The 23,419-nt window shown below is 64.4% G+C and carries 19 protein-coding genes; 10 read left to right on the top strand and 9 right to left on the bottom strand.

Translation table 11 applies throughout. From position 1 onward, the window contains the following. On the top strand, positions 1 to 1,026 hold the full coding sequence (locus tag O0881_RS05250; protein ID WP_099667537.1) for an RluA family pseudouridine synthase: 1,026 nt from the start codon (positions 1 to 3) through the stop codon (positions 1,024 to 1,026). Further along, on the top strand, positions 1,026 to 1,811 hold the full coding sequence (pgeF, locus tag O0881_RS05245; protein WP_289910469.1) for a peptidoglycan editing factor PgeF: 786 nt from the start codon (positions 1,026 to 1,028) through the stop codon (positions 1,809 to 1,811). Before O0881_RS05250 ends, pgeF begins: the two co-directional genes overlap by 1 nt. Before the next feature lie 16 nt (positions 1,812 to 1,827). Here the strand turns inward: pgeF and O0881_RS05240 are convergent, their stop codons facing one another. Beyond that, positions 1,828 to 2,052, bottom strand: a complete 225-nt coding sequence (locus tag O0881_RS05240; protein WP_306508607.1) for a hypothetical protein — start codon at positions 2,050 to 2,052, stop codon at positions 1,828 to 1,830. Positions 2,053 to 2,143: 91 nt separating this feature from the next. Here O0881_RS05240 and phaC point away from each other — a divergent pair, with 91 nt between their 5' ends. The 4 genes from phaC to O0881_RS05220 all read left to right on the top strand — a co-directional run bounded on the left by phaC (position 2,144) and on the right by O0881_RS05220 (position 7,605). Then, complete coding sequence (gene phaC / locus O0881_RS05235) at positions 2,144 to 3,889, top strand: class I poly(R)-hydroxyalkanoic acid synthase (RefSeq protein ID WP_289910468.1); 1,746 nt, start codon at positions 2,144 to 2,146, stop codon at positions 3,887 to 3,889. Between the two features lie 225 nt (positions 3,890 to 4,114). Beyond that, the gene (phaR, locus tag O0881_RS05230) at positions 4,115 to 4,678 is read left to right on the top strand and encodes a polyhydroxyalkanoate synthesis repressor PhaR (protein ID WP_010399000.1); all 564 of its coding nucleotides are present in this window, start codon (positions 4,115 to 4,117) and stop codon (positions 4,676 to 4,678) included. Between the two features lie 194 nt (positions 4,679 to 4,872). Further along, positions 4,873 to 6,228 (top strand): 30S ribosomal protein S12 methylthiotransferase RimO, encoded by a 1,356-nt coding sequence (gene rimO, locus O0881_RS05225; RefSeq protein WP_251349207.1) that lies wholly within the window; start codon positions 4,873 to 4,875, stop codon positions 6,226 to 6,228. Positions 6,229 to 6,438: 210 nt separating this feature from the next. After that, positions 6,439 to 7,605 carry a cystathionine beta-lyase gene (locus O0881_RS05220; RefSeq protein WP_289910467.1) on the top strand — a complete coding sequence of 389 codons (1,167 nt, stop codon included), beginning with the start codon at positions 6,439 to 6,441 and terminating at the stop codon, positions 7,603 to 7,605. A gap of 39 nt (positions 7,606 to 7,644) precedes the next feature. Here the strand turns inward: O0881_RS05220 and O0881_RS05215 are convergent, their stop codons facing one another. Next, positions 7,645 to 8,007 carry a hypothetical protein gene (locus tag O0881_RS05215; RefSeq protein WP_289910466.1) on the bottom strand — a complete coding sequence of 121 codons (363 nt, stop codon included), beginning with the start codon at positions 8,005 to 8,007 and terminating at the stop codon, positions 7,645 to 7,647. Between the two features lie 86 nt (positions 8,008 to 8,093). On the opposite strand from O0881_RS05215, the gene O0881_RS05210 reads away from it, so the two are divergent. Next, positions 8,094 to 9,995, top strand: a complete 1,902-nt coding sequence (locus O0881_RS05210) for a serine hydrolase domain-containing protein (RefSeq protein WP_289910465.1) — start codon at positions 8,094 to 8,096, stop codon at positions 9,993 to 9,995. Between the two features lie 7 nt (positions 9,996 to 10,002). Here the strand turns inward: O0881_RS05210 and O0881_RS05205 are convergent, their stop codons facing one another. From O0881_RS05205 to O0881_RS05175, 7 genes are all read right to left on the bottom strand, one after another. Next, the gene (locus tag O0881_RS05205) at positions 10,003 to 10,269 is read right to left on the bottom strand and encodes a hypothetical protein (protein WP_289910464.1); all 267 of its coding nucleotides are present in this window, start codon (positions 10,267 to 10,269) and stop codon (positions 10,003 to 10,005) included. Further along, positions 10,266 to 11,120, bottom strand: coding sequence for a DUF692 family multinuclear iron-containing protein (locus tag O0881_RS05200; RefSeq protein WP_289910463.1), 855 nt, complete (start codon positions 11,118 to 11,120; stop codon positions 10,266 to 10,268). The genes O0881_RS05205 and O0881_RS05200 overlap by 4 nt, the downstream gene beginning before the upstream one ends. Further along, positions 11,110 to 12,033: a TIGR04222 domain-containing membrane protein gene (locus tag O0881_RS05195; RefSeq protein ID WP_289910462.1), complete on the bottom strand. Its 924-nt coding sequence runs from the start codon at positions 12,031 to 12,033 to the stop codon at positions 11,110 to 11,112. The genes O0881_RS05200 and O0881_RS05195 overlap by 11 nt, the downstream gene beginning before the upstream one ends. Continuing rightward, positions 12,030 to 12,758, bottom strand: coding sequence for a nucleotidyltransferase domain-containing protein (locus tag O0881_RS05190; protein ID WP_289910460.1), 729 nt, complete (start codon positions 12,756 to 12,758; stop codon positions 12,030 to 12,032). Before O0881_RS05190 ends, O0881_RS05195 begins: the two co-directional genes overlap by 4 nt. A 98-nt stretch (positions 12,759 to 12,856) precedes the next feature. After that, positions 12,857 to 13,699: a phosphoserine phosphatase SerB gene (gene serB / locus O0881_RS05185; protein WP_289911456.1), complete on the bottom strand. Its 843-nt coding sequence runs from the start codon at positions 13,697 to 13,699 to the stop codon at positions 12,857 to 12,859. Positions 13,700 to 13,754: 55 nt separating this feature from the next. Next, positions 13,755 to 17,198 carry a transcription-repair coupling factor gene (gene mfd / locus O0881_RS05180; RefSeq protein ID WP_289910458.1) on the bottom strand — a complete coding sequence of 1,148 codons (3,444 nt, stop codon included), beginning with the start codon at positions 17,196 to 17,198 and terminating at the stop codon, positions 13,755 to 13,757. A 223-nt stretch (positions 17,199 to 17,421) separates the two neighbouring features. After that, the gene (locus O0881_RS05175) at positions 17,422 to 18,357 is read right to left on the bottom strand and encodes a 5'-nucleotidase (RefSeq protein ID WP_077405756.1); all 936 of its coding nucleotides are present in this window, start codon (positions 18,355 to 18,357) and stop codon (positions 17,422 to 17,424) included. 339 nt (positions 18,358 to 18,696) lie between these two features. On the opposite strand from O0881_RS05175, the gene O0881_RS05170 reads away from it, so the two are divergent. The 3 genes from O0881_RS05170 to O0881_RS05160 all read left to right on the top strand — a co-directional run bounded on the left by O0881_RS05170 (position 18,697) and on the right by O0881_RS05160 (position 23,332). Continuing rightward, entirely contained in the window at positions 18,697 to 20,472 is a 1,776-nt protein-coding gene (locus O0881_RS05170) for a methyl-accepting chemotaxis protein (RefSeq protein ID WP_289910457.1), read from the top strand. A 344-nt stretch (positions 20,473 to 20,816) separates the two neighbouring features. Beyond that, a complete protein-coding gene (locus tag O0881_RS05165) occupies positions 20,817 to 22,415 on the top strand; it encodes a methyl-accepting chemotaxis protein (RefSeq protein WP_289910456.1) in 1,599 nt (532 codons plus the stop codon). Continuing rightward, entirely contained in the window at positions 22,415 to 23,332 is a 918-nt protein-coding gene (locus tag O0881_RS05160; RefSeq protein ID WP_289910455.1) for an EAL domain-containing protein, read from the top strand. The genes O0881_RS05165 and O0881_RS05160 overlap by 1 nt, the downstream gene beginning before the upstream one ends. The last annotated feature ends 87 nt before the right edge of the window (positions 23,333 to 23,419 follow it).

The raw sequence follows: 23,419 nt of genomic DNA, 5'->3' as shown, positions 1-23,419 counted from the left end.
TTGGCTGACCCCGCGTTTGACTCCCTTTCTGACCATGTTGCCGAAGAGGCGTTTGACGGCGATTTTGCCGCCGACGACGTCTTCGAGGAAATGGCCCCGATTACATTGGAACTGACGCCGGACGCCTGCGGCCACCGCCTCGATAAAGTCATCGCCCAGCTGGTGCCGCAATACTCGCGCAGCCGCTTGCAATTGTGGCTGGAAGCCGGTTTCGTGACCGTCGATGGAAAAGTTGCCAAACGCAACATGACCGCCTACGGCGACGAGAAGATCGTCATTCTGCCGCAAAGCGCGCCGGAAGACGAGGCTTTTAAGCCGGAAGCGATGGAATTGAACATCGTGCACGAAGATGAGCATATCATCGTCATCAACAAACCGGCCGGACTGGTCGTGCATCCGGGCCCCGGCAACTGGTCGGGCACCCTGCTCAACGGCTTGCTGCACCACTGCCCGCAACTGGCGGGCGTGCCGCGCGCCGGCATCGTGCACCGCCTGGACAAGGATACGAGCGGTTTGATGGTGGTCGGCAAGACCCTCGCTTCGCAAACGGACTTGGTGCGCCAGTTGCAGGCGCGCACCGTCAAGCGCGAATATTTCGCGCTCGTGTGGGGCACGCCGAAGGCGGCGGGCACCATCGATGCGTCCATCGCGCGCCACCCGCGCGACCGGGTCAAGATGGCCGTGTCGGAAAACTTCACGGCCAAGCCCGCCATCACGCACTATGAATTGATCGGCAGCGGCGAACTCGACCGCCGTCCCGTGAGCCTGATGCAATGCCGCCTGGAAACAGGCCGCACGCACCAGATCCGCGTGCACATGCAGCATCTGGGCTTTGCGCTGGTCGGTGATTATGTGTACGGCAAGCAGCACCTGGTGTCCGTCTTCTCGCGCCAGGCGCTGCAGGCGCGCCGCCTGGGCCTCGTGCATCCGGGCACCCTGGAAGCGTGCGAGTGGATCGTGCCGCTGGCCGATGATTTCGCGCAACTGATCGCCACGGCCGGCATTCCCGAGCCGGAACAGGTCTGATGACGGCTGCCTTGCCTTATATCACTCCCCATTGGCCCGGCTTGCCCGCGAATGTGGGCGCGCTGGCGACCGTGCGCGCGGGCGGCGTCAGCCAGGGCCCGTATGGTGACGGGCAGGGCGGCGGTGGCTTGAACCTGGGTACGCACGTGGGCGACGAGGCCGCGCACGTGGCGGCCAACCGAGCGCGGCTGGCGGGCGCCTTGCCATCCGAGCCTGCCTGGCTGTCGCAGGTGCACGGCGTGGCCGTGGCCGATGCCGGCAAGCTGGACGGTTGCGTGCCCGATGCCGACGCCAGCGTGGCAACGCAGCCTGGCGCCGTGTGCGTGGTGATGACGGCCGATTGCTTGCCGGTATTGTTTTGTTCGACGGATGGCCGCGTCGTCGGCGCGGCCCACGCGGGCTGGCGCGGCCTGGCCAACGGCGTCTTGCAGCGCACGGTGGACAGCATGCGCGCGCAAGGGGCGACGGATATCCTCGCCTGGCTGGGGCCGGCCATCGGTCCACAGCAATTCGAAGTGGGACACGATGTATTGCAAGCGTTCCGCGACGGCGCGCGCGATGATGCCGAGCGGCAAGTGTTGAGCGCTTCCTTCGTCGCCATCGCTGGCAAGCCGGGCAAGTATCTGGCCGACATCTATGCGCTGGCGCGCACCATGCTGCTGCGCGACGGCGTGGCGCAAGTGGCGGGCGGGGAATATTGCACCGTCAGCGATGCGGCGCAGTTTTACTCGTACCGGCGCGATGGCGTCACGGGAAGACAGGCCAGCTTGATCTGGCGCAAATAATCTGCACGGCAGACACTTATGTGTCTGCCGTTTTTGTTTTATCGTCTGCTGAGGCCAGCGCGCGGGCTTGCAGTTCCGCGATGCGCGCCGCCTTGCGTTTGCGTCTCCTTGAGCCCGTCAGATAGAATAGGATGGACAGCGGGATGACGCAGTACAGCACGAAGGTCATCACCCCGGCGACGATGGACGGTTCCGTCAGCGCCATGAGGCCGACGACATAGATCCAGGCAACAGCGGTCATGAGCATCATTGGTATTGGCAGTCAGTAAGAGTTTGCATGCAGGTGGCCCGGAAGTAATTATTTATCAATTCTTGAATGGATTTATATAGCTATGAACATGCCCGATCCTCAAATGATGACCAAGGAATGGATGGCGCAGATCAGCAATCCTGAACAGTGGAAGACGTGGTTCAACATGGTACCGCAGCCGGCCGGCAATCCGATTGCCGGCATTTTGCAGGATGCGGGTGCCAGCATCAAGCCGGAAGCGATCGAGCAACTGAAAAATGCCTACGTGGCCAAGCTGACGGGCTTGTGGGCAGACTTTATGGCCGGCAAGGCGCCGGAATTGAAAGACCGCCGTTTCTCCGCGCCCGCCTGGCACGCCAGCCCCCTGTCGGCCTTCAATGCGGCCGCCTACCTGCTGAACGCCGAGTTTCTCAGCGCCATGGCCGACGCCGTGGAAGCGACGCCGCACCAGAAGCAAAAGATTGCGTTTGCCGTGCAGCAAATCGTCGACGCCATGTCGCCCGCCAATTTTCTTGCCACCAATCCCGACGCGCAGCAAACCCTGATCGAGACCAAGGGTGAAAGCCTGGCCAAGGGCTTGAGCAACATGCTGGCCGACATGGGCAAGGGCCGCATTTCGCAGTCCGACGAATCGGCCTTCGAAGTGGGCCGCAACGTGGCCACCACGCCGGGCACGGTGGTGTTCGAAAACGCGCTGTTCCAGCTGATCCAGTACACGCCGACGACGGCCACGGTACACCAGCGGCCGCTGCTGATGGTGCCGCCGTGCATCAATAAATTCTATATCCTTGACTTGCAGCCAGAAAACTCGCTCGTGCGCTATGCGGTGGAGCAGGGCAATACCGTGTTCCTGATGTCCTGGCGCAATCCGGACCTGAGCATGCAGCACCTGACGTGGGACGATTACGTCGAGCAAGGCGTGATCGAAGCGATTCGGGTCACGCAGGACATTTCCGGCCAGGACAAGCTCAATATGTTCGGCTTTTGCGTGGGCGGCACCATCGTCTCGACGGCGCTGGCCGTGCTCAAGGCGCGGGGCGAGAATCCGGCCGCCAGCCTGACCTTGCTGACCACTTTCCTCGATTTCTGCGACACGGGCGCGCTCGACGTCTTTATCGACGAGCCGCAAGTGGCGCTGCGCGAGCAGACGCTGGCCAAGGGCGGCCTGATGTCGGGCCGCGACCTGGGCAGCACTTTTTCGAGCCTGCGACCGAACGACCTCGTGTGGAACTACGTGCAGTCGAATTACCTGAAGGGCAAGGAACCGCCCGCGTTCGACTTGCTGTACTGGAATGGCGACGGCACGGGCTTGCCGGGCCCCATGTTCTGCTGGTATCTGCGAAACACCTACCTGGAAAACAGCCTGAAAGTGCCGGGCAAGCTGACGGTGGCCGGTGAAAAGGTCGACTTGAGCAGCATCGACGCGCCCGCCTTCATCTACGGTTCGCGCGAAGACCATATCGTGCCCTGGGGCGCGGCGTATGCCAGCATGGCCGTGCTGAACCCGAAAAAGCCGAAAGCCAACCGCTTCATCCTCGGCGCTTCGGGCCATATCGCCGGCGTGATCAATCCTGCCTCGAAGAAAAAGCGCAGTTACTGGAGCAATGACGCGGGCAAAGGCGCACGCGCGGCGAAAGCCAAGCCCTTGACGGCCGAACAGTGGATGGAAGGCGCGACCGAGCACGTGGGCAGCTGGTGGCCCGAATGGGCGGCTTTCCTGGCCGAACACGGCGGCGCGCAGGTGAAGGCGCCGGGCAAGCCGGGCAACAAACGCCACGCGGCAATCGAGCCGGCGCCGGGGCGGTATGTTAAAGTCAGGGCGGACTAGTTTACAAAAGCTTCTGGCCCGGCAAGACCGGCGTAATCTCCGGTCTTGTCAGGAATCTACTTTTAGTTGCGTTGCAATAAATGCGGGAATCTACTACCCTGATGTGCAATGGAGCCGTTTTCCACTCTATAATGGAAAACGTAGGCAGGTGCGAAAGCGGACCCACGTTCGCTTTTTTTTCGGATTAACTCAGTATGCGCTGCGGCGCAATAAGTGGAACTTGTGATGAGTAGTGCAAAAAAAAGTATAGACCGCCTGATTAAAAAATATCCCAACCGCCGTCTGTATGACACGCAAACCAGTTCCTACATCACCTTGACGGACGTCAAGCAGCTGGTGTTGGACAATGAGGTGTTTACCGTCGTCGATGCCAAATCCAATGAAGATTTGACGCGCAGCATCTTGCTGCAAATCATTTTGGAAGAGGAAGCGAATGGCGCGCCCATGTTCTCGAGCAGCGTGTTGTCGCAGATCATCCGCTACTATGGCCACGCCATGCAGGGTATGATGGGATCCTACCTGGAAAAGAACGTGCAAGCGTTCACCGATATCCAGCACAAATTCACAGGCACGTCGGCCGGCAGTTTCGAAGGCAAGCCCTTCAGCCCTGAAATGTGGACCCAGTTCATGAATGTCCAGGGCCCGATGATGCAAGGCATGATGAACAACTACATTGACCAGAGCAAGAGCCTGTTCGTGCAGATGCAGGAACAGATGCAGAGCCAGAGCAAGAATCTGTTCGGTACCTTCCCGTTCGTGCCGCCGGTACCTCCAACCGACAAAAAGTAATCGATTCGACACACTCACCGGGCGATTCGCTTGCCCGGGAGTTGTATTGGCGTCATCAAAACAGCATAGTTCTGCCAGCAAGGGGCGGCTCGGGGTACAATAGCCGATTCGCCTCACCATTTTACTAGCTGCCAACTATGTCTGAAATTCACCGTATTCCCGTTCCTTCCGCCCAGCCCGAGGCCATGCTGGCCATGCCAGGTGCGGCGCCGAAAGTGGGCTTTGTCTCGCTCGGCTGCCCGAAAGCGCTGGTCGACTCCGAACAAATCCTGACCCAACTGCGCGCCGAAGGTTACGAAACGGCGAAATCCTACGCTGGCGCCGATCTGGTGATCGTCAATACCTGCGGTTTTATCGATGCTGCCGTGCAAGAGTCGCTCGACGCCATCGGCGAAGCGCTGGCTGAAAACGGCAAAGTGATCGTGACCGGCTGCCTGGGCGCCAAGAAAGATGCTGCCGGCGACGACATCATCATGAAGGTGCACCCGAAGGTGCTGTCCGTCACGGGTCCGCATGCGCTGGCCGAGGTGATGGATTCCGTCCACTTCCACCTGCCGAAACCGCATGCGCCATTCCTCGACCTGGTGCCGCCGCAAGGCGTCAAGCTGACGCCGAAGCATTACGCCTACCTGAAAATTTCCGAAGGCTGCAACCACCGCTGCAGCTTCTGCATCATCCCGTCCATGCGCGGCGACCTCGTCTCGCGCCCGATCGGCGAACTGATGATCGAAGCGGAAAACCTGTTCAAGGCCGGCGTCAAGGAATTGCTGGTCATTTCGCAAGACACCTCGGCGTATGGCGTGGACGTGAAATTCCGTTCCGGCTTCTGGAATGGCCGTCCCGTGAAGACCCACATGACGCAGCTGACGGAAGCGCTGGGCGAACTGGCCAAGTCCTACGGCGCCTGGGTGCGCTTGCACTACGTGTATCCATATCCGCACGTGGACCAGATCATCCCGATGATGAGCGGCGGCCACATCCTGCCATACCTGGACATTCCGATGCAGCATGCGCACCCTGACGTGCTGAAACGCATGAAGCGTCCGGCCAGCGGCGAGAAAAACCTGGACCGCATCCAGGCCTGGCGCGCGATCAACCCGGACCTGACCATCCGCTCGACCTTCATCGCCGGTTTCCCTGGCGAAACGGAAGCGGAATTCGAGTACTTGCTGGACTTCCTCAAGGAAGCGCAGATCGACCGCCTCGGCTGCTTCGCGTATTCGCCTGTCGAAGGCGCGACGGCGAACGCCATCGACAATCCCGTGCCGGAAGAGCTGCGCGAAGAGCGCCGCGGCCGCGTCATGCTGCTGCAGGAAGAAATTTCCAAGAAACGCCTGCAAGCCAAGGTCGGCAAGACCGTGCGCGTGCTGATCGATGAAGTCACCCGCTCCGGCGGCGTGGGCCGCTCGTCCGCCGACGCGCCGGAAATCGATGGCGTCGTCTACGTCAAGCCGCCATTCGAACCGCACCGCAAGCTGGCCGTCGGTCAGTTCGTCGATGTGACCATCACCTCGGCCGACGCGCACGACCTGTGGGGTGCTGCCGAGTAAAAAACGTCCATGCCGGCGTTGCGCTGCCTTGCCGTACGGCAAGGTACTGCCTGCGGCAGCGCGCCTTGGCCTGAACGTTTTTACGCGGTGAAGATGATATTTGACAAGGTGTAACACTCTGTCATACGTACGGCATTGACGGGCTAAAGCCCTTACAATCAAGGCGGACCAGCACAGACTGGCCCGCCTTTTTTATTTGCCGACGACGCCATGACCACACCCAAATCCCCCCAGACGGCGCTGATCCACAGCGATTACCAGGCGCCGCAAGGCTTTGCGGCGTTTCCCAACGCCATCCATCACGCATCGACCGTGCTGTTCAAGGACGTGGCGGCCATGCGCTCGGGCGACTGGAAGGAGAAGAACGCCTACACCTACGGCTTGCACGGCACGCCCACCACCTTCACCCTGGAAGCGCGGCTGGCCGAGATCGAAGGGGGCAAATACTGCCTGCTGGCGCCGTCCGGCCTGGCGGCCATCGCCATGGCGGACTTTGCCCTGCTGAAAACGGGCGATGACGTTTTATTGCCGGAAAACATCTACAACCCGAACCGCGAACTGGGACGCTGGCTGGCGCAGGATTTCGGCATCACTGCCCGCTATTACGATCCGCTCATCGGCGCCGGCATCGCGGGCTTGATCCAGCACAATACCAAGCTGATCTGGACGGAAGCGCCAGGCTCCGTGACGATGGAAGTGCCGGACTTGCCCGCCATTTGCGCGGCCGCCCATGCGCGCGGCGTGCTCGTCGCCCTTGACAACACCTGGTCGGCGGGCCTGGCCCTGCGCGGCTTTGAGCTGGGCGTGGACATCATCATGCAGGCGCTGACGAAATACCAGTCGGGCGGCTCGGACGTGCTGATGGGCGCGCTGATCACGCGCGAGCGGGCGCTGCACGACCGCCTGGCGCAGGCGCACATGCGTCTGGGCATGGGCGTGGGGGCGGACGACGCCTACCTGGTGCTGCGCGGCTTGCCCACCATGAAGCTGCGCTTCGACGCCCACGACCAGGGCGCGCGCACGGTGGCCGCCTGGCTCAAGGGGCGCAGCGAGATCGCCACGGTGCTGCATCCGGCCTTCGAGGATTGCCCGGGCCACGCCATCTGGCAGCGCGATTTCACGGGCGCGGGCGGCCTGTTTTCCGTGCTGTTCGATGCCCGCTACACGGAGGCGCAGACGGACCGCTTCGTCGATGCCTTGCAGTTGTTCAAGATTGGCTACAGCTGGGGTGGCGCGAACAGCCTGGTGATGCCGTACCGCATCGCCGCCATGCGCAAGGGCTGGCAATTGCCGGGCCAGCTGGTGCGTCTGAACGTGGGACTGGAAGATCCGCAGGATCTGATCGCCGATATCGAACGGGCGTTCGCGGCAATGTAGCGGCAAGCGGGCAAGCACGATAGCTTGCCCACAAGCAATTTACAGGGGCACGGGCTTGTTGTTGTCCAAGTCGAGGAAGCCGCGCAGCAGGCGGTAGGCTTTCCACAGCCAGGCCACGCCCCACACGAGGAAGGCCAGCGGGATGCCGATCAGCGTGATCCACAGGATGGCGCCGACGACGATCCAGGCCACGTACCACCAGAAGGAACGGATCATCCAGCTGTGATGGCTGTACACGAAGGTCCCGGCCGCCTCGTCCCGCTTCACATAATTGATGATGAGCGGAATGAAGGAAAACGCGCCCAGCGAAAACACGAAGCTGGCGCCATGTATCAGGTACAACCACCAGGCCAGGTTCTTGGTCTGCTGGAGTTGGGTATCCAAAATAATATCTTGTGACATGAAGGCTCCCGTCGTTGCTCAATTTTTAATTGTAACAAGCAAAGCGGCGCAGGAGCGCAGTCCATGGAAAAAGGCAGAATACATTGTTGAAACGAAATCGCTATCCCACCCTGGCCGCGCGCGCCAGGTCATGGCTGCGCCAGGCTTTGCCGGCCTTGCTGCTGTGCGTCACGGCTGCCCATGCCGCCGGCGCCCCGCTGGAGGCGGAGTTTGCCGCCGGCTTGAAGGACGAGGGCCTGGCGGGCGCCGTCTGGAGTGAAGTCTTGCCTGACGGAACAGTCAAAGTCGGCGCGTCCGGCCTGCGCGATGCCGCCAGGCGCATGCCCATGCAGGCGGATACGCGCATGCAGGTGGGTTCCGTGGGCAAGGTGGCGCTGGCGCTGGGCGTCTTGCGCCTGGTCAGCGAAGACCGGCTCACGCTCGACACGCCCCTGCAGCAGGTGCTGCCGGAACTGGCGCTGAAAAACCCGTGGCAAGCCAGCGACCCCGTGCGCATCCGCCACCTGCTGGCGCATACGTCCGGCCTCGACAATGTGCGCTTCTGGCAGGCGTTCAGCCTGAACCCGGCGCCGCAGACGCCGCTGGCCGACGCTTTTGACGGCGACCGCAACCTGCTGCGCGTGCGCGCCCGGCCCGGCAGCCGCTATGCGTATTCGAACATGGGCTATGGCTTGCTGGGCATGGTGATCGAGAAAATCACGGGCCAGCCGTACGAGCGCTATCTCGACGCGCAGCTGCTGCAGCCGCTGGGCATGGCGGACAGCACGTTCGCCTTCGTTACGCAAGTGAGCACGCAAATGAGTACGCAAATGAGTACGCAGGCGGGTGCGCAGGCTGATCCGCGCCTGGCTATGGGCTACTTCGAGCATGGCGTGGCGCAGCCGGCCGTGCCCCAGTATCTGCGTCCGGCCGCGCAATTTACCACCACGGCGGCCGACATGGGCAAGCTGGCGCAATTCCTGATGGGCGACGGCAAGCTGCAGGGCAAGCGCTTCATCGACCTGGCGCTGATGGGCGCCTTGTCCGAGCCGTCCGGCACGGATGCGGCGCAGGCGGGCCTGGCCACGGGCCACGGCCTGGCGCTGGCCATGCGCGACCGCCACAATGTGGTGGGCGCTTGCCATCCGGGCACGGCCGTGGGTTTCCGCGCCATGCTGTGCCTGTATCCGGAGCAGGACAGCGCCTTCTTCGTGGCCTTCAATACGGATGCGGAGCAGGCCGACTATGAACGCTTCAACCGCCTGCTGCTGCGCGACCTGGAACTGCCGCTGCGCGCGCCGGCCCCGCGCGGCACGCCCGCGCCCACGGTGGAAAACTGGCAGGGCGTCTACGTGCCGTCGCCCAGTCCCATGGCCAGCATGGCCTGGGTCGACGCCGTCTTCGGCTTTACGCGCGTCAAATGGGATGGCGAATCGCTGTTCCTGATCCCGTTCCAGGGCGAGCCGAAGGAGCTGGAACCGGTGGGCGGCTTGCTGTTCCGCGCCAGCGACCGCAGCACGCCGTCGCACGTGCTGATGCAGGAGGATGGCAAGCATGTGCTCAGCGACGGTTTGCGCAGCTATGAACGCGCGTCGATGCTGCGCATGCTGGTGCTGTGGGGCAGCCTGGCCCTGGGCGCGGCTGGCATGCTGTACGTGCTGGTGGTCGGCGTCTGGCGCGCCGCGCTGCGCAGCCTGGAGCGGGGCGACCACCTGTTCGCGCCCTTGCTGTCGCTGCTGGCGCTGCTCCTGCCGCTGCCGTTCTTCTATTTCCAGTCCTACCTGCGCCTGGGCGACGTCACCATCGCCAGCGTGCTGCTGGCGCTGACGACGGGAGCGCTGCCGCTGGCGACGGCGTTCGGTCTGGCGCGCTGCTGGCGCAGCCGCGGCACGGCGGCCGAGGCGGGTTCGTGGGCGAAATGGGATTGGGTGGCCTTGCTGGCGGCCTTGCAACTGCTGCTGGTGCTGGCCTGGTGGGGATTGCTGCCGCTGCGCCTGTGGCACCTGTAGCCGGCGCTCAGCGCCAGGCGTGCAGCAGCCGGCGCCACCAGCGTTGCGCTGGCCTGGGCTGGCTGCCATGCCCGGCGCGCCCGGCCCGCTTGGCGCGATAGCTGGCCGCCGCCATGTGCAGGCCGATGCGGTCCATCGCCGCCATCGCGTCCGCCTCCTGCTGCGACAAGCCATGCCGCAACGCTTGCGCACGGGGTTCCAGCAGGAAGGCGGCACGCAGGGCGTCGTCCGTGTACAGCCTTGCCAGATAGGTTTCCAGTGCGGGGGAACTCATGCGTTTCGCCCCGCGCGCAAGGCCGCGCGCGCCAGCTCCAGCTGGTCCAGCACGTGCTCGAACGACGGGTAATTGCCGTCGCGCTCGACGATCACCGTCAACGGTTGCGGCGCCTGGCGCGCCAGCACGGTCAACAGGGCGAAGACGGCGGGCGGCACGTCGTGCAGATGGTCGTCCAGCAGGCGCTGGCCGCCGCTAGGCGCGTCGATCCAGTGGCCGCCGCTCAGGTGCACCGCGCCGACCCGGGCCAGGGGCAGGCGCAGCAGCAGTTGCTCCGGGTCATGCCCGAAATTGACGGCGTTCGCATACAGATTATGCAGGTCCAGCAGCAGCGGCACTTGCGCGCCGTCAAGGATGTGCGTCAGCCATTCGGCTTCGTCCAGCGTGCTGGCGGGCGGCTGGACCAGGGTGGCGATGTTTTCCATCAGCGGCGCGCTGCCGACGATGCGCGTGGCCAGCGCGATATTGGCGATGGCGCCGGCGGCGCTGTGCGGCGTGCGCGGCGGCGCTGCCAGGTGACCGATTTCCACGCCGCCGGCGCGCACGAAACTCAGGTGCTCGGACCACGATTCCGCTTGCACCTCCTTCATCAGGCGCGCCATCGCATGCAGGCGGCGCGGATCGGCGGGAATCGTCGACGCCAGCCCCATGCCCACGCCGTGCAGGCTGACGGGCACCTGGCGCGCCAGGCTGCGCAAGGCGGCGATGCCGGCGCGCGCGGCGTGGTAATAATCGTCGGCGATTACTTCCAGCACGTCGATGTGCGCCAGGTTGGACAGGATGCCGGCTGCCAGTTCGCCGCGCCAGCCCAGGCCGACGCGGTCGCGCGCGGTCTCCTGGCTAGCTGCCACAGCCGCCACCACCGCCGCAACCGCCACAGCCGCTGCCGCAGGAAGAACCGTCGCCGCCGCCCGACGAGCCGCCGCCGGAGTCGCCCGAGCTGCCGGACGACGAGTCGCCGCCGCCGTTTTGCCGCGGCACCGGGTACAGCTGGGTGACATACGCGTACGCCGACGGCGGCAGGGCGCCGAGGCCGAAGATGGCCGCCAGCAGGGCCATGTCGGCGCTGCTGCTGCCCGCCTGCAGGCGCGATGAACGCATGTTCAGCCGGCCAAACAGCATGCGCAGGTCGGTCAGCAGCCGCTGCGCGCTCCAGCTGGTCGCTTGGGTGCGCAAGCCGCGCAGCATGAGCAGGAAGATCGCCAGCAGCAGCGCCAGGAACAGCAGGTTGTAGTGCTGGCGGCTGATGGCGATGACGGCCTTGACGGCGGCCACCGTCAGCAGCAGCCAGTGCGCCGTCCAGGTGATGCGTTCGCGCCGGCGCAGCAGCGGCGGGCCGACCAGCAATTGCTGCTGCGTCAAGGTTTCCTGGTAGGCGCGGCACGACGGCAGCATCTCGGCTTGCACGGCCAGTTCCTTGCTGTTGCCCTGGCGGCCCAGATACAGCTGCAGCACGTCGCGTTCGATGTCATGGCTGGCGAAGCGCAGGCTGTCTGCGCTGGCCGTTTCCAGCAGCGGGCCGTCGGCGCGCAGCAAGCCGCGGTCGACCAGCACGATGGCGGCGACTTTCACGGCTTCGAGGGCGCCGCCGCGCAGGAAGGCGATGCGGTAGGGGTCATCGGCCAGCGACAGCTGGGCATGCGGATTGCGCAATTCCATGCGTATCAGCAGCTCGCGCGCGAGGTAGTACACGAGCATGCCAAAGACCAGGTAGGCGAGCAGGAACCAGGGGCCGCTCCAGTCGAACGGATTGGCGCCGTTCACCGCATCTGCTCCGCGTGTTCGCGCAAGTGTTCGGTAATCGTCATCAAGCCCGCAAAGGCGGGCAAGGCTTGCCCCGGCGCCAGGCGCGCCGTTTCGCGCGCCGCCGACATGGCTTGCAGGGCCGTGTGCAGGGCAGGCTCGCCCAGTTGGTCGACAAACGCTTCGAGCGCCTGCTTGCCGGACAGCCCGGACTTGCCTTCCAGCTGCGCCAGCGACGCCGCGGACGAGCGCAGGGGGCCGGCTGCGTCGGCGATGGCGCCGGCCAGCTGTTCTTCATTCAGGCTCAATAGCAGATACCGTTCGCGCATGCGCACCTGCTGGTTCAGCAGCACTTGCCGCAAGCGCCGCAGCACGGCGTCGCGGTTCGTGCGCAGGCTGGCGAAAGGGTCGGCGCCATGCAGCACCTGGTGGCGCGCGATGATGTCGGCGAACTTGACGGCGAAGGCGTCGGCGGCCTGCGTCAATTCGCCCTCGAGCAGGAACATCACCTGCAAATCGATGGCGGCGTGCGCCAGGCGCAAGGGCCCGCGCAGCGCATCGGCCGCCTGCGGCGCAAAGCGCTTGAGCAGCAACAGCAGGTTGACGTCGGAGGTGGCGCGCACCTGGCCATCGGCGGCCGAGCCAAACAGCACGGCGGCGGCAAGGTCGTCACCAAAGGTGTTTTGCGCGGCGGCGACAAACACATCCAGGTGGCGTTGTATCTCTTCTGGCAGCGGTGGCGGCATGCGGTGTTCTTTCACGATGGGTTGGCAGGATGCGCATAAGTTTGCAATATAGCAAACTTATGCCATCGTGCGCGCACCGTCCGCCAGATGGCGCCGACTCAAGTCAATACGTTGAGCAAGCCATCGAGTCCCACGAAGTTCAGCGCCACGTCCGCCTGCGAGCGCACCACGGGCTTGGCGCGGAAGGCCACGGACAGGCCGGCGATGCCCATCATTTTCAAGTCGTTGGCGCCGTCGCCCATGACGATGGCCTCGGACGGGGAAATGCCCAGCTCCGCGCACACGCGTTCCACCGTACGCTGCTTTTCCTCGGCGTCGACGATGCCGCCTAACACCTTGCCCGTCAGCTTGCCGTCGACGATTTCCAGTTCGTTCGCATGCGTGTAATCGAGGCCCAGGCGCTCCTTCAGGCGTTCGGTGAAGAAGGTGAAGCCGCCCGACACCAGCAGGGTTTTCAGGCCCGCCTTCTGCACGGCCGCCAGCATGGCTTCCGCGCCCGGCGACAGTTTTAAGCGTTCATCGTAGACGCGCTGCAGGGCCGACGCGTCGAGACCCTCGAGCAGGGCCACGCGCTGTTTCAGGCTGGAGCTGAAATCGAGTTCGCCCCGCATGGCCGCTTCCGTGATGGCCGCCACCTGCGGTTTGAGACCCTGCATGTCGGCGATTTCATCGATGCACTCGATGGTGATCAGGGTCGAATCCATGTCCATCGCCACCAGCTTGAATTCGCCGAGCTCGCGCTGGCCCATCATGTAGGTGGCGTCCAGCTGCGCCGCCTGGGCCGCCACTTCGATGGTGGGACGCAGCGCGGGCGAGTAGGCGATCTGCTCGCAGCGCACGGCGTTCGGGCCCAGGCGCGTGATGGACGTGGGCGCGGCCAGCGCGGCGATGCGCTCGAGGCGGGCGCTATCGCCGTCCAGGCCCTGCAGGATCAGATTCATGGTGATGGTCTTGGTATTGGTCATGGGTCAGCCCTGCATAAATGATAGGAATAGTCTAAACCGTCAATTGCTTGATGGTGGTCTTGATCTGCGTCACGCGCGCGGCCAGGTCCGGCATGGCGGCCGTGATTTTCAGCTTGTCCTGGCCATGCAGCTTGATATGGCGGTTCTTCTGGATCAAGTCGATGATGCGCATCGGGTCGATGGGCGGCTTGGCCATGAATTGCAGGGTGGCCGCCTCGCCATGCACGTCGATCTTGACGATGCCCACGGTTTTCGCGGCGATGCGCAGGCGGTGCGTCTCGACCAGGGCCTTGACGGCGTCGGGCAGCTTGCCGAAGCGGTCGATCAGCTCTTCCTGGATATCGTCGATCTTCTCCTGCGTGGCGCAGTTGGCCAGGCGCTTGTAGATCGACAGGCGCTCGTGCACGTCGCCGCAGAAATCGGCCGGCAGCAGGGCCGGCACGTGCAGGTTGATCTCCGTCGTCGACGCCAGCGGCGCGGCCAGGTCCGGCTCCTTGCCCGCTTTCAGCGAGCGCACGGCTTCGTTGAGCATGTCCGAATACAGCTGGAAGCCGATTTCCGTCATCTCGCCGGACTGGCTCTCGCCCAGCACTTCGCCGGCGCCGCGGATTTCCAGGTCGTGCATGGCCAGGTAAAAGCCGCTGCCCAGTTCTTCCATCTGCTGGATGGCGTCCAGGCGGCGCTGCGCCAGCTTGGTGAGGCCCTGCACGTCGTGCACCAGCAGGTAGGCGTAGGCCTGGTGATGCGAACGGCCGACCCGGCCGCGCAGCTGGTGCAGCTGCGCCAGGCCGAACTTGTCGGCGCGGTGCATGATGATGGTGTTCGCCGTCGGCACGTCGATGCCCGTTTCGATGATCGTCGTGCACAGCAAAATATTGAAACGCTGGGCGACGAAGTCGCGCATGACCTTTTCCAGGTCGCGCTCGTGCATCTGGCCGTGCGCCACGGCGATGCGCGCCTCGGGCAGCAATTCCGTCAGCATGGCCAGGCGGTTCTGGATGGTTTCCACCTCGTTGTGCAGGAAGTAGATCTGGCCGCCCCGTTTGAGTTCGCGCAAACACGCTTCGCGGATGATGGCTTCGCCTTCGCTGCGCACGAACGTCTTGATGGCCAGGCGCTTTTGCGGCGCCGTGGCGATGATGGAAAAGTCGCGCAAGCCTTCCAGCGCCATGCCCAAGGTGCGCGGGATCGGCGTGGCCGTCAGGGTCAGCACGTCCACTTCCGCGCGCAGGGCTTTCAAGGCTTCCTTCTGGCGCACGCCGAACCTGTGTTCTTCGTCAATGATGACCAGGCCCAAACGGGTAAACTTCACGTCGTCGGACAGCAGCTTGTGCGTGCCGATGACGATGTCGATGGTGCCGTCGGCCATGCCCTTGAACGCTTGCGTGATCTCCTTGCCGCTGCGGAAGCGCGACAATTCCGCGATGCGCACGGGCCAGTCGGCGAAGCGGTCGGCGAAGGTTTGCGCATGCTGTTCCGCCAGCAGGGTGGTGGGCGCCAGGATGGCCACCTGCTTGCCGCCCATGACGGCGATGAAGGCGGCGCGCAGCGCCACTTCCGTCTTGCCGAAGCCGACGTCGCCGCACACGAGGCGGTCCATCGGTTTGCCGGAAGTCATGTCCTTGATGACGTTGTGGATGGCTTCGGCCTGGTCCGGCGTCTCGTCGAAGCCGAAGCTGTCGGCGAAGCGCTGGTAGTCGTGCGACGAGAATTCGAACGAATGGCCCTGGCGCAGCGCGCGCCGGGCGTACAGGTTGAGCAGCTCGGCGGCCGTGTCGCGCACCTGTTCGGCCGCGCGTTTTTTTGCTTTTTCCCACTGGCCCGAGCCGAGCGAGTGCAAGGGCGCGTCTTCCGGCGACGCGCCCGAATAGCGGGAAATGACGTGCAGCTGCGATACGGGCACGTACAGCTTGGTGTCCTTCGCGTATTCCAGGTGCAGGAATTCCGTCTCGCCTTCGCCCAGGTCCATGCTGGTCAGGCCCATGTAGCGCCCGATGCCGTGGTTGATGTGCACGACGGGGTCGCCGATCTTCAGCTCCGACAGGTCGCGCACCATCGATTCCACCTGCGTCACGCCTTCCTGCTTCTTGGTGCCGACGCGGCGGCCGGAACCGGCGTACAGTTCCGTCTCGGTGATGAAAGCCAGGTTGCCTTCCGGCGTGAACAGTTCGAAGCCCGCGTGCAGCGGCGCCACGCCCAGCATCAGCTTGGCGTCGGACTGCAGGAATCCGTCGCTGCCTTCCACGGGCGTCAGGTGCAGGTCGTATTCGGTGAAGTACTGCTGCAGGGTTTCGCGGCGGCCGTTCGATTCGGCGCAGATCATCACGCGGCGGCCCGCTTGCAGCAAATAGCTGCGCAGGTTGGCCAGCGGGTCGTCGGCGCGGCGGTTGACAGCGATGTTCGGCACGGGGGCCGACAGTTCGGACGCCAGAGCATCGTTCGATTTGGCGATCGCCAGGCGCGGATACGGCTTGGCCAGGCCGAAGAACTGTTCGTCGGACAGGAACAGCGATTCGGGCGGCAAAATCGGCCGCTCGCGGTCGGCTTTTAAGAAGCGGTAGCGCGACTGCGTATCGGTCCAGAAGCGGCCGATGGCGGCGTCGATCTCGCCCACCAGGGCCAGGGAGGCGTCGGGCGGCAGGTAGTCGAACAGGGTGGCCGTCTGTTCGAAGAACAGGGGCAGGTAGTATTCGATGCCGGCCGAGGCGATGCCGCTGCTGATGTCCTTGTAGACGACCGAGCGCGACGGGTCGCCCTCGAACTGTTCGCGCCAGCGGTTGCGGAAGGTGGTGCGCGCAGCTTCATCCATGGGGAATTCGCGCCCCGGCAGCAAGCGTACCTCGTGCACGGGGTACAGCGAGCGCTGGGTGTCGGCGTCAAACGTGCGGATGGTTTCGATGGTGTCGCCGAACAGGTCCAGGCGGTAGGGCAGGGCGGAACCCATGGGGAACAGGTCGAGCAGGCCGCCGCGCACCGAGTATTCGCCGGGCGACATCACTTGCGACACATGGCTGTAGCCGGCCAGGGTCAGCTGCGACTTCAATCGCGCTTCGTCGAGCTTTTCGCCCTTCTTGAAGAAGAAGGTGTAGGCGGCCAGGAAGGATGGCGGCGCCAGGCGCACCAACGCCGTGGTGGCCGGCACGATCAGCACGTCGCACTGGCGCGTCTGGATTTCGTGCAGGGTGGCCAGGCGCTCGGAGACCAGGTCCTGGTGCGGCGAAAAGGCGTCGTAGGGCAGGGTTTCCCAGTCCGGCAGCAGGTGGCAGCGCAAGTCCTTGCCGCCAAACCACGGGATTTCATCGAGCAGGCGCTGGCCGTCGCTGGCCTGCGCCACCACCACGGCCAGCATCTGGCCCCGCGCTTTTAATTCCAGCGCGGCCAGCGCCAGGGCATAGGCGTCGGATGAACCATACAGGGCGGGCAGCGCGTAGCGGTTGCCGGGCTTGGGGAGGGCTTTTGTTAAGTCTAAGGACATGCAGGCGATGACACTAGTGGCAGAGGCAGTTGAGTGGGACAGCTGTGGTGCGCGCAGCGCCGCCAGTGACGGCGCTGACAGGCGAGATTATAGACCATCACTTATATCTTCGCGCTTGAGAAAACCGTCGCGAGCGGCAGTGATTTGTGGCTAAGAAGCGCAACCGTACTTTAGTACGGTGAGCATCGCAGGCCGCAAAGCACGACGCGACGCGCAGCAGGTTTTATCCTGCGCGGACATTGGCGATGCCGAACGGTACATGCACCATCGGGATGGTGCCGCCCGCCGATTTGAGGTGGCTCAATTGATCGTCGAAGAAGATATGCGGCTTGAATACGGCCAGCACGCGCGATTTGTCCATGCCGCCGAGGAAAAATGTCTCGTCGGCCGCCACGCCCCAGCTTTTCAGGGTCGTCACGACGCGCTCGTGCGAGGGCGCGTTGCGCGCCGTGATGATGGCGATGCGCAGGATCTTTTTATAGCCGGGGTCGCGCCGCTGGGCCCTTTCCTCCAGGCGTTGCATGGTGGCCAGCTTCTGGAACAGGCCGGCCAGCGGGCCGGGGCGGTGTGGCGTGCCCACGTTCAGGGTTTCATGGGCGTGGAATTCATCGACGTCATTGTTGCGCTTGAAGACGGTTTCCGCTTCGTCGTCGGCGATCACGCCGTCGAAATCGAAGGCCACGCGCAATTCCTCGTCGTTTTCGTCGTCTTCCGTGCGCGACGGCAGCACCAGGCCGGCCGGATAGTCGCAGGCCAGGGCGCTGCGCACGTCGCCTTCGTTCGCGCTGAGGAACAGCGAGGCATTGAAGGCGGGCAGGTAGGGATACGGCGACTTGCCCGTCATGAAGGCGGCGCGCGAGATGTCCAGACCGTAGTGGGCGATCGAATGCATCACGCGCAAGCCCGTTTCCGGCGAATTGCGCGAAAACAGCACCACTTCCACGGGCGACTGGCGCGGATAGTGCTTGTTGATGTTCAGGAAGCGGCGGATGAAGGGGAAGGCCACGCCGCGCGGCAGGACCGTGTCGATGTGCGTCTCCTGGTACTTGCGGTATTCCTCGGGGCCGTTGTCGAGGTAGATCTGGTGCGATTCGGCCAGGTCGAACAGGGCGCTGGAAGCGACCCCGATCACCAGTTTGTGTTCGATAGGATAAGCCATGCTGTACCTGTGGTGTGCGTGTTGACCATCTTATACGACTATTAACTGCGTAGCCAATAGCGGCGCGTGGGGATTTTTTGCACCAAAGCAGGGCATCGGATGGCTTTTCGATGCCACTGTGCAAGGCGCGCCACAGTCAGGAAATAAATATTGATTTGTATCAAGTATGTAGCAGTCAGCGTCCCCGTTTTCCACTATGCTCCTATTATCAAATCTCGCCAATTGTAACGAAGCGTACGCCCCATCCCCGCCACCTTTATACAAGTGTCAGCTGTTTTACTCGAACATGCCAGCCTCAACCTCGCCAGCAAAAATCGTGATTATATAAAGGGCCTAGCCATGTTTAAGAATTTACTGATCAAATGGAAGTTGGCGACGCTCGTCGCCGTGATGATGGCGGCCTTGCTGGTGGTGGGCATCAGCGGTTACACGGGCATCGCCACTGTCGGCCGCGCCGTCAATGAAATCGGCGTCGTGCGCCTGCCGTCGATCCAGGGTTTGATGATGATCAGCGAAGGCCAGACGGCCGTCGCCGCCGCCACTCTGACGGCTGCCATCTATGAAAATAATTATCAGGCACAGGACAAGTTCGCGGAAGCGCTGCAGCTGCGCACGCGCGCCTGGAACAACATCGAGGCCGGCCGCAAGCTGTACGAACCGCTGCCGCAAACGCCCGAGGAAGCCGTGCTGTGGCAGCGCTTCCAGGGCGAGTGGACGGCCTGGAAGGCGGACGACGACAAGGTGCGCGCCATCCTGCGCCAGCTGGCCGACAACCGCGACGAAGCGCGGCAGAAAGAGCTGTTCGTGGGCTTTTACAAGCAGTACCAGGATTCGCGCGCGCTGTTCGGCAAGGCCGAAGGCACGCTCAACGACATCATCAAGCTCAATAACGGCGTGGCCGACGCCAGCGTCAAGGATGGCAGCGCGGCCGTGATCCGCTCGGAAAGCCTGATGGTCATCCTCGGCTTGCTGGCCTCCGCACTGGGCATCGGCTGCGCCGCCTACATCACGCGCGCCATCACGCAGCCGATCAATTCGGCCGTGAAAGTGGCGCAGACGGTGGCCTCGGGCGACCTGACGAGCCAGATCGAGGTGCACACGACGGAAGAAACGGGCCAGCTGCTGCAGGCGCTGAAGGACATGAATTCCAGCCTGGTCAGCATCGTCGGCCAGGTGCGCAGCGGCACGGAGACCATCGCCACGGCGTCGTCGCAGATTGCCAGCGGCAACCTGGACCTGTCTTCGCGTACGGAAGAGCAAGCCAGTTCGCTGGAAGAGACGGCGTCGTCGATGGAAGAGCTGACGTCCACCGTGCGGCAGAACGCCGACAATGCCCAGCAGGCGAACCAGCTGGCGCTGAGCGCCTCGGGCGTGGCCGTTAAGGGCGGCGCCGTGGTGGGCAAGGTGGTCGAGACCATGGACGCCATCAACGATTCGTCGCGCAAGATCGTCGACATCATTTCCGTCATCGACGGCATCGCCTTCCAGACGAATATCCTGGCGCTGAACGCGGCCGTGGAAGCGGCGCGCGCGGGCGAGCAGGGACGCGGTTTCGCCGTGGTGGCGACGGAAGTGCGCAATCTGGCCCAACGATCGGCTGGCGCAGCGAAAGAAATCAAGACCCTGATCGGCGACTCCGTGGTGGCCGTCGACGCGGGCAGCAAGCTGGTGGCCGAGGCGGGCAGCACGATGGCCGAAATCGTCTCCAGCGTGCAGCGCGTGACGGATATCATGGCGGAAATCAGCCTGGCCACGCAGGAGCAAAGCTCGGGCATCGACCAGATCAACCAGGCCATCGGCCAGATGGACCAGGTGACGCAGCAAAACGCGGCCCTGGTGGAAGAGGCGGCCGCCGCTGCCGAATCGCTGCAGGAGCAATCGGGCCAGCTGGCCGAGGTGGTCAGCGTCTTCAAGCTCGATGGTGCCCAGGCGCCTGCCGCGCGCGCAAACGCGAACGCAAAGCCTGCCGCGCCGCGCGCCGCGGTGGCCAGCGCGGCGCTGAAGCGGCCCGCACCGCGTCCCGCTTCCCGTCCCGCCGCGGGCCGCCCGGCCTTGCACGCCGTGCCTTCCCAGCGCCAGAGCGCGCCGCGCGACGACGAGTGGGAAGTGTTCTGATGGCTTGACGGCGCCAGCATGCGCTTACGGACGGCCGCCTTGCGCGGCCGTTTCTACATGCGCGCACAGGTTCGCACTGCGGTTACTACTTACTAAAAAAACAGCGTTATAAAAATAGCTGTTTTGCCATCTAAGCAAATCTTTTCAAAACTTAACGCGACATTGCTTGTGAGATAACTCACACTGCCTGCCGTACCACCCTTGTTCCCGCCTCGGCCACATCCCGGCTGACCCCTCCGCCTGCTGCGTCCAGCCATTCGTGGCAGGCGGCAGCCATTGCCGTCAGCCTTGCATGCGAGCCCGGCGCAATGACCGATGCACCACACTGAAGGATGCGAATGAAGATGGCAAATATGAAAATCGGCACGCGCCTGCGCTGCTCCTTTGCGTTGTTGACCTTGCTGCTGCTGGCGACCGCCGTGCTGGGCATGCTGCGCCTGTCCAGCCTGGAACTGCGCATGCGCGATGTGATCGACGACAAATATCCGAAAACCGTGCTGGCCAACGACATCATCAAGAATGTCAACATCATCGCGCGCTCCTCGCGCAACCTGCTGCTGATGACGGAGCCGCAGCAGCTGGCGCAGGAACGGGCCACCATCGCCAGGGCGGGCGCAGAAACGGAAAAGGGCCTGGCGCAGCTGGACAAGGTGGTGCTGTCGCCGCAGGGGCGCCAGCAGATGGCGGCCGTGACGCAGGCGCGCGCCACCTTCAACGGCGGGCGCGACAAGGTGCTGGCCCTGCTGGAACAGGGGGCGCGCGAGGAAGCGACCAGTTTGCTGCTCGGCACGGTGCGCGGCGACCAGCTGCGCTACATGGCGGCGCTGGAAAGCCTGATCGCGCTCCAGCATGACCTGATGGAGGAGGCGGGCGCCCAGGTCAGCCACGAATACGCGACGGCGCGCAACATGATGCTGGCGCTGAGCGCGCTGGCCGTGCTGTTTTCGCTCGTCACCGCCTGGCTGGTCACGCGTAGCATCGTCAACCCGCTGCGCCATGCCTTGACGGTGGCGCAGACCGTGGCCGCCGGCGACCTGACGTCGACCTTCGGCCGCCACGCCGGCGATGAAACGGGCAAGCTGCTCGATGCGCTGTGCATCATGAACGGCAACCTGCTCGACATCGTGCAGCAGGTGCGCAGCGGCACCGATACCATCGCCACGGCGTCGTCGCAGATCGCGGCCGGCAATATCGACCTGTCGTCGCGCACGGAGGAGCAGGCCAGCTCGCTCGAACAGACGGCGTCGGCCATGGAGGAACTCAGCTCCACCGTGCAACAGAACGCGGACAATGCCCGCCATGCCAGCGTGCTGGCCGTCGAGGCGGCGAACATCGCCGGCGCCGGCGGGCAAGCCGTGGGACAGGTGATCCATACGATGGACGCCATCAGCGCGTCGTCGGCGCAGATCGCCGACATCATCGGCGTGATCGACATGCTGGCATTCCAGACGAATATCCTGGCCCTGAACGCGGCCGTGGAAGCGGCGCGCGCGGGCGAGCAGGGGCGCGGCTTTGCCGTCGTGGCGACGGAAGTGCGCAACCTGGCGCAGCGCAGCGCGGCGGCGGCGCGCGATATCCGCGCCCTGATCGCCAATTCCACGCAGCAGGTGGACGCGGGCGCGGCCCTCGTCGCGCAGGCCGGCGCCACGATGCGGGACGTGGTGGCGGTCGTGGGACGCGTGAGCCAGATGGTGGCCGACATCACGGCCGCCAGCGCCGAGCAAAGCACGGGCATCGGCCAGGTCAGCCAGGCCGTCGTGCAGATGGATGAAGTGACGCAGCAGAACGCCGCCCTGGTGGAAGAGGCGGCGGCCGCGTCGCAATCGCTGGAAGGCGAGGCGGCGAAGCTGCTGCAGGTGGTCAGCGTGTTCCGCCTGCAGCAGGGGCCGGCGCACACCTTGCCGCGCCGGAGCGCGCCGGCCGTGCCGCGCCTGCTGGCCTAGTGGCGCGCCTGGCAAGGTTCTGGCGCGGCCGCGTCGTGCTGTGGCGGGCGCGGCGCCAGGCGCAAGAGGGGCAGGGCGGCAAGCCGGTGGCGTCGGCGCGCAGCCGGGAGTTGCAGGCGCGCCTGGACGGCGCCATCGGCGACGGCGAATTCCGCTTTCACTACCAGGGCAAGTTCGACACGGCGCAGCTGCGCCTGGTCGGCCTGGAAGCGCTGCTGCGCTGGGACCATCCGCGCCACGGCCTGGTCTACCCGAACGAATTCATCGGCCTGGCCGAGCAGACGCAGGCCATCGCCGCGCTGGGCAACTGGGGCATCGATGCGGCTTGCCGCCAGCTGGCGCAGTGGCGCGCGGCGGGCCTGCCTCTGGTGCCGGTCGCGGTGAATGTCTCGGCGCGCCAGCTGTGCCAGCCGCAGTTGCCCGACTTCGTGCTGGACTGCCTGCGGCGCCACGCCATTCCTGCCCGCCTGCTGGAGCTGGAAGTGACGGAAAGCTGCCGCATCGACGACATGGCGCAGGCGGCGCAGGGCTTGCGCCGCCTGCGCGCGCTGGGGCTGGCCCTTTCGCTCGACGATTACGGCACCGGTTATTCGGGCTTGAGCCATGTCCGGATGCTGCCGATTAACACCATCAAGATCGACCGTTCCTTCATCCGCGACGTGGATAGCTGCGGTAGCGACGCCGTGATCGTCGCCTCGACCCTTGCGCTGGCGCGCGGCCTGGGCTTGCAGGCGCTGGCCGAGGGCGTGGAAAACGGTGCACAGCTGGCGCAGTTGCGGCGGCTGGGCTGCCCGCAGGTACAGGGCTTCTATTTGCACCGCCCGGCGCCCGCGGCCGAGGTGGCCGCGCTGCTGTCCGCTGGCCTTGTAACGGTGCCGCAACATGGCGCCATGCGGCATGGCGCGGATGCTCAGTAGAATATGGCCACTGCAAGCCGCGTGCTTTAACACCTACACCCCCACGCAAGAATGATAAACAGTCCCGTCCCGGCCTATGTCTTTGGC

Origin of the sequence: Janthinobacterium sp. SUN100, from assembly GCF_030397705.1 — a bacterium.
GTDB lineage: Bacteria > Pseudomonadota > Gammaproteobacteria > Burkholderiales > Burkholderiaceae_D > Janthinobacterium > Janthinobacterium kumbetense.
The sequence above is the reverse complement of the archived record's forward strand: the minus strand, read 5'-3'. Positions and strand labels throughout refer to the sequence as shown.

What these genes read in the sequence shown, in the direction of transcription:
- O0881_RS05165 (WP_289910456.1), top strand. Translation starts at nt 20,817, where the DNA reads ATGGCAAATATGAAAATCGGCACGCGCCTGCGCTGCTCCTTTGCGTTG.
- phaR (WP_010399000.1), top strand. Translation starts at nt 4,115, where the DNA reads ATGAGTAGTGCAAAAAAAAGTATAGACCGCCTGATTAAAAAATATCCC.
- phaC (WP_289910468.1), top strand. Translation starts at nt 2,144, where the DNA reads ATGAACATGCCCGATCCTCAAATGATGACCAAGGAATGGATGGCGCAG.
- pgeF (WP_289910469.1), top strand. Translation starts at nt 1,026, where the DNA reads ATGACGGCTGCCTTGCCTTATATCACTCCCCATTGGCCCGGCTTGCCC.
- O0881_RS05175 (WP_077405756.1), bottom strand. Translation starts at nt 18,357, where the DNA reads ATGGCTTATCCTATCGAACACAAACTGGTGATCGGGGTCGCTTCCAGC.
- O0881_RS05170 (WP_289910457.1), top strand. Translation starts at nt 18,697, where the DNA reads ATGTTTAAGAATTTACTGATCAAATGGAAGTTGGCGACGCTCGTCGCC.
- serB (WP_289911456.1), bottom strand. Translation starts at nt 13,699, where the DNA reads ATGAATCTGATCCTGCAGGGCCTGGACGGCGATAGCGCCCGCCTCGAG.
- rimO (WP_251349207.1), top strand. Translation starts at nt 4,873, where the DNA reads ATGCCAGGTGCGGCGCCGAAAGTGGGCTTTGTCTCGCTCGGCTGCCCG.
- O0881_RS05190 (WP_289910460.1), bottom strand. Translation starts at nt 12,758, where the DNA reads ATGCCGCCACCGCTGCCAGAAGAGATACAACGCCACCTGGATGTGTTT.
- O0881_RS05215 (WP_289910466.1), bottom strand. Translation starts at nt 8,007, where the DNA reads ATGTCACAAGATATTATTTTGGATACCCAACTCCAGCAGACCAAGAAC.
- O0881_RS05220 (WP_289910467.1), top strand. Translation starts at nt 6,439, where the DNA reads ATGACCACACCCAAATCCCCCCAGACGGCGCTGATCCACAGCGATTAC.
- O0881_RS05240 (WP_306508607.1), bottom strand. Translation starts at nt 2,052, where the DNA reads ATGACCGCTGTTGCCTGGATCTATGTCGTCGGCCTCATGGCGCTGACG.
- O0881_RS05205 (WP_289910464.1), bottom strand. Translation starts at nt 10,269, where the DNA reads ATGAGTTCCCCCGCACTGGAAACCTATCTGGCAAGGCTGTACACGGAC.
- mfd (WP_289910458.1), bottom strand. Translation starts at nt 17,198, where the DNA reads ATGTCCTTAGACTTAACAAAAGCCCTCCCCAAGCCCGGCAACCGCTAC.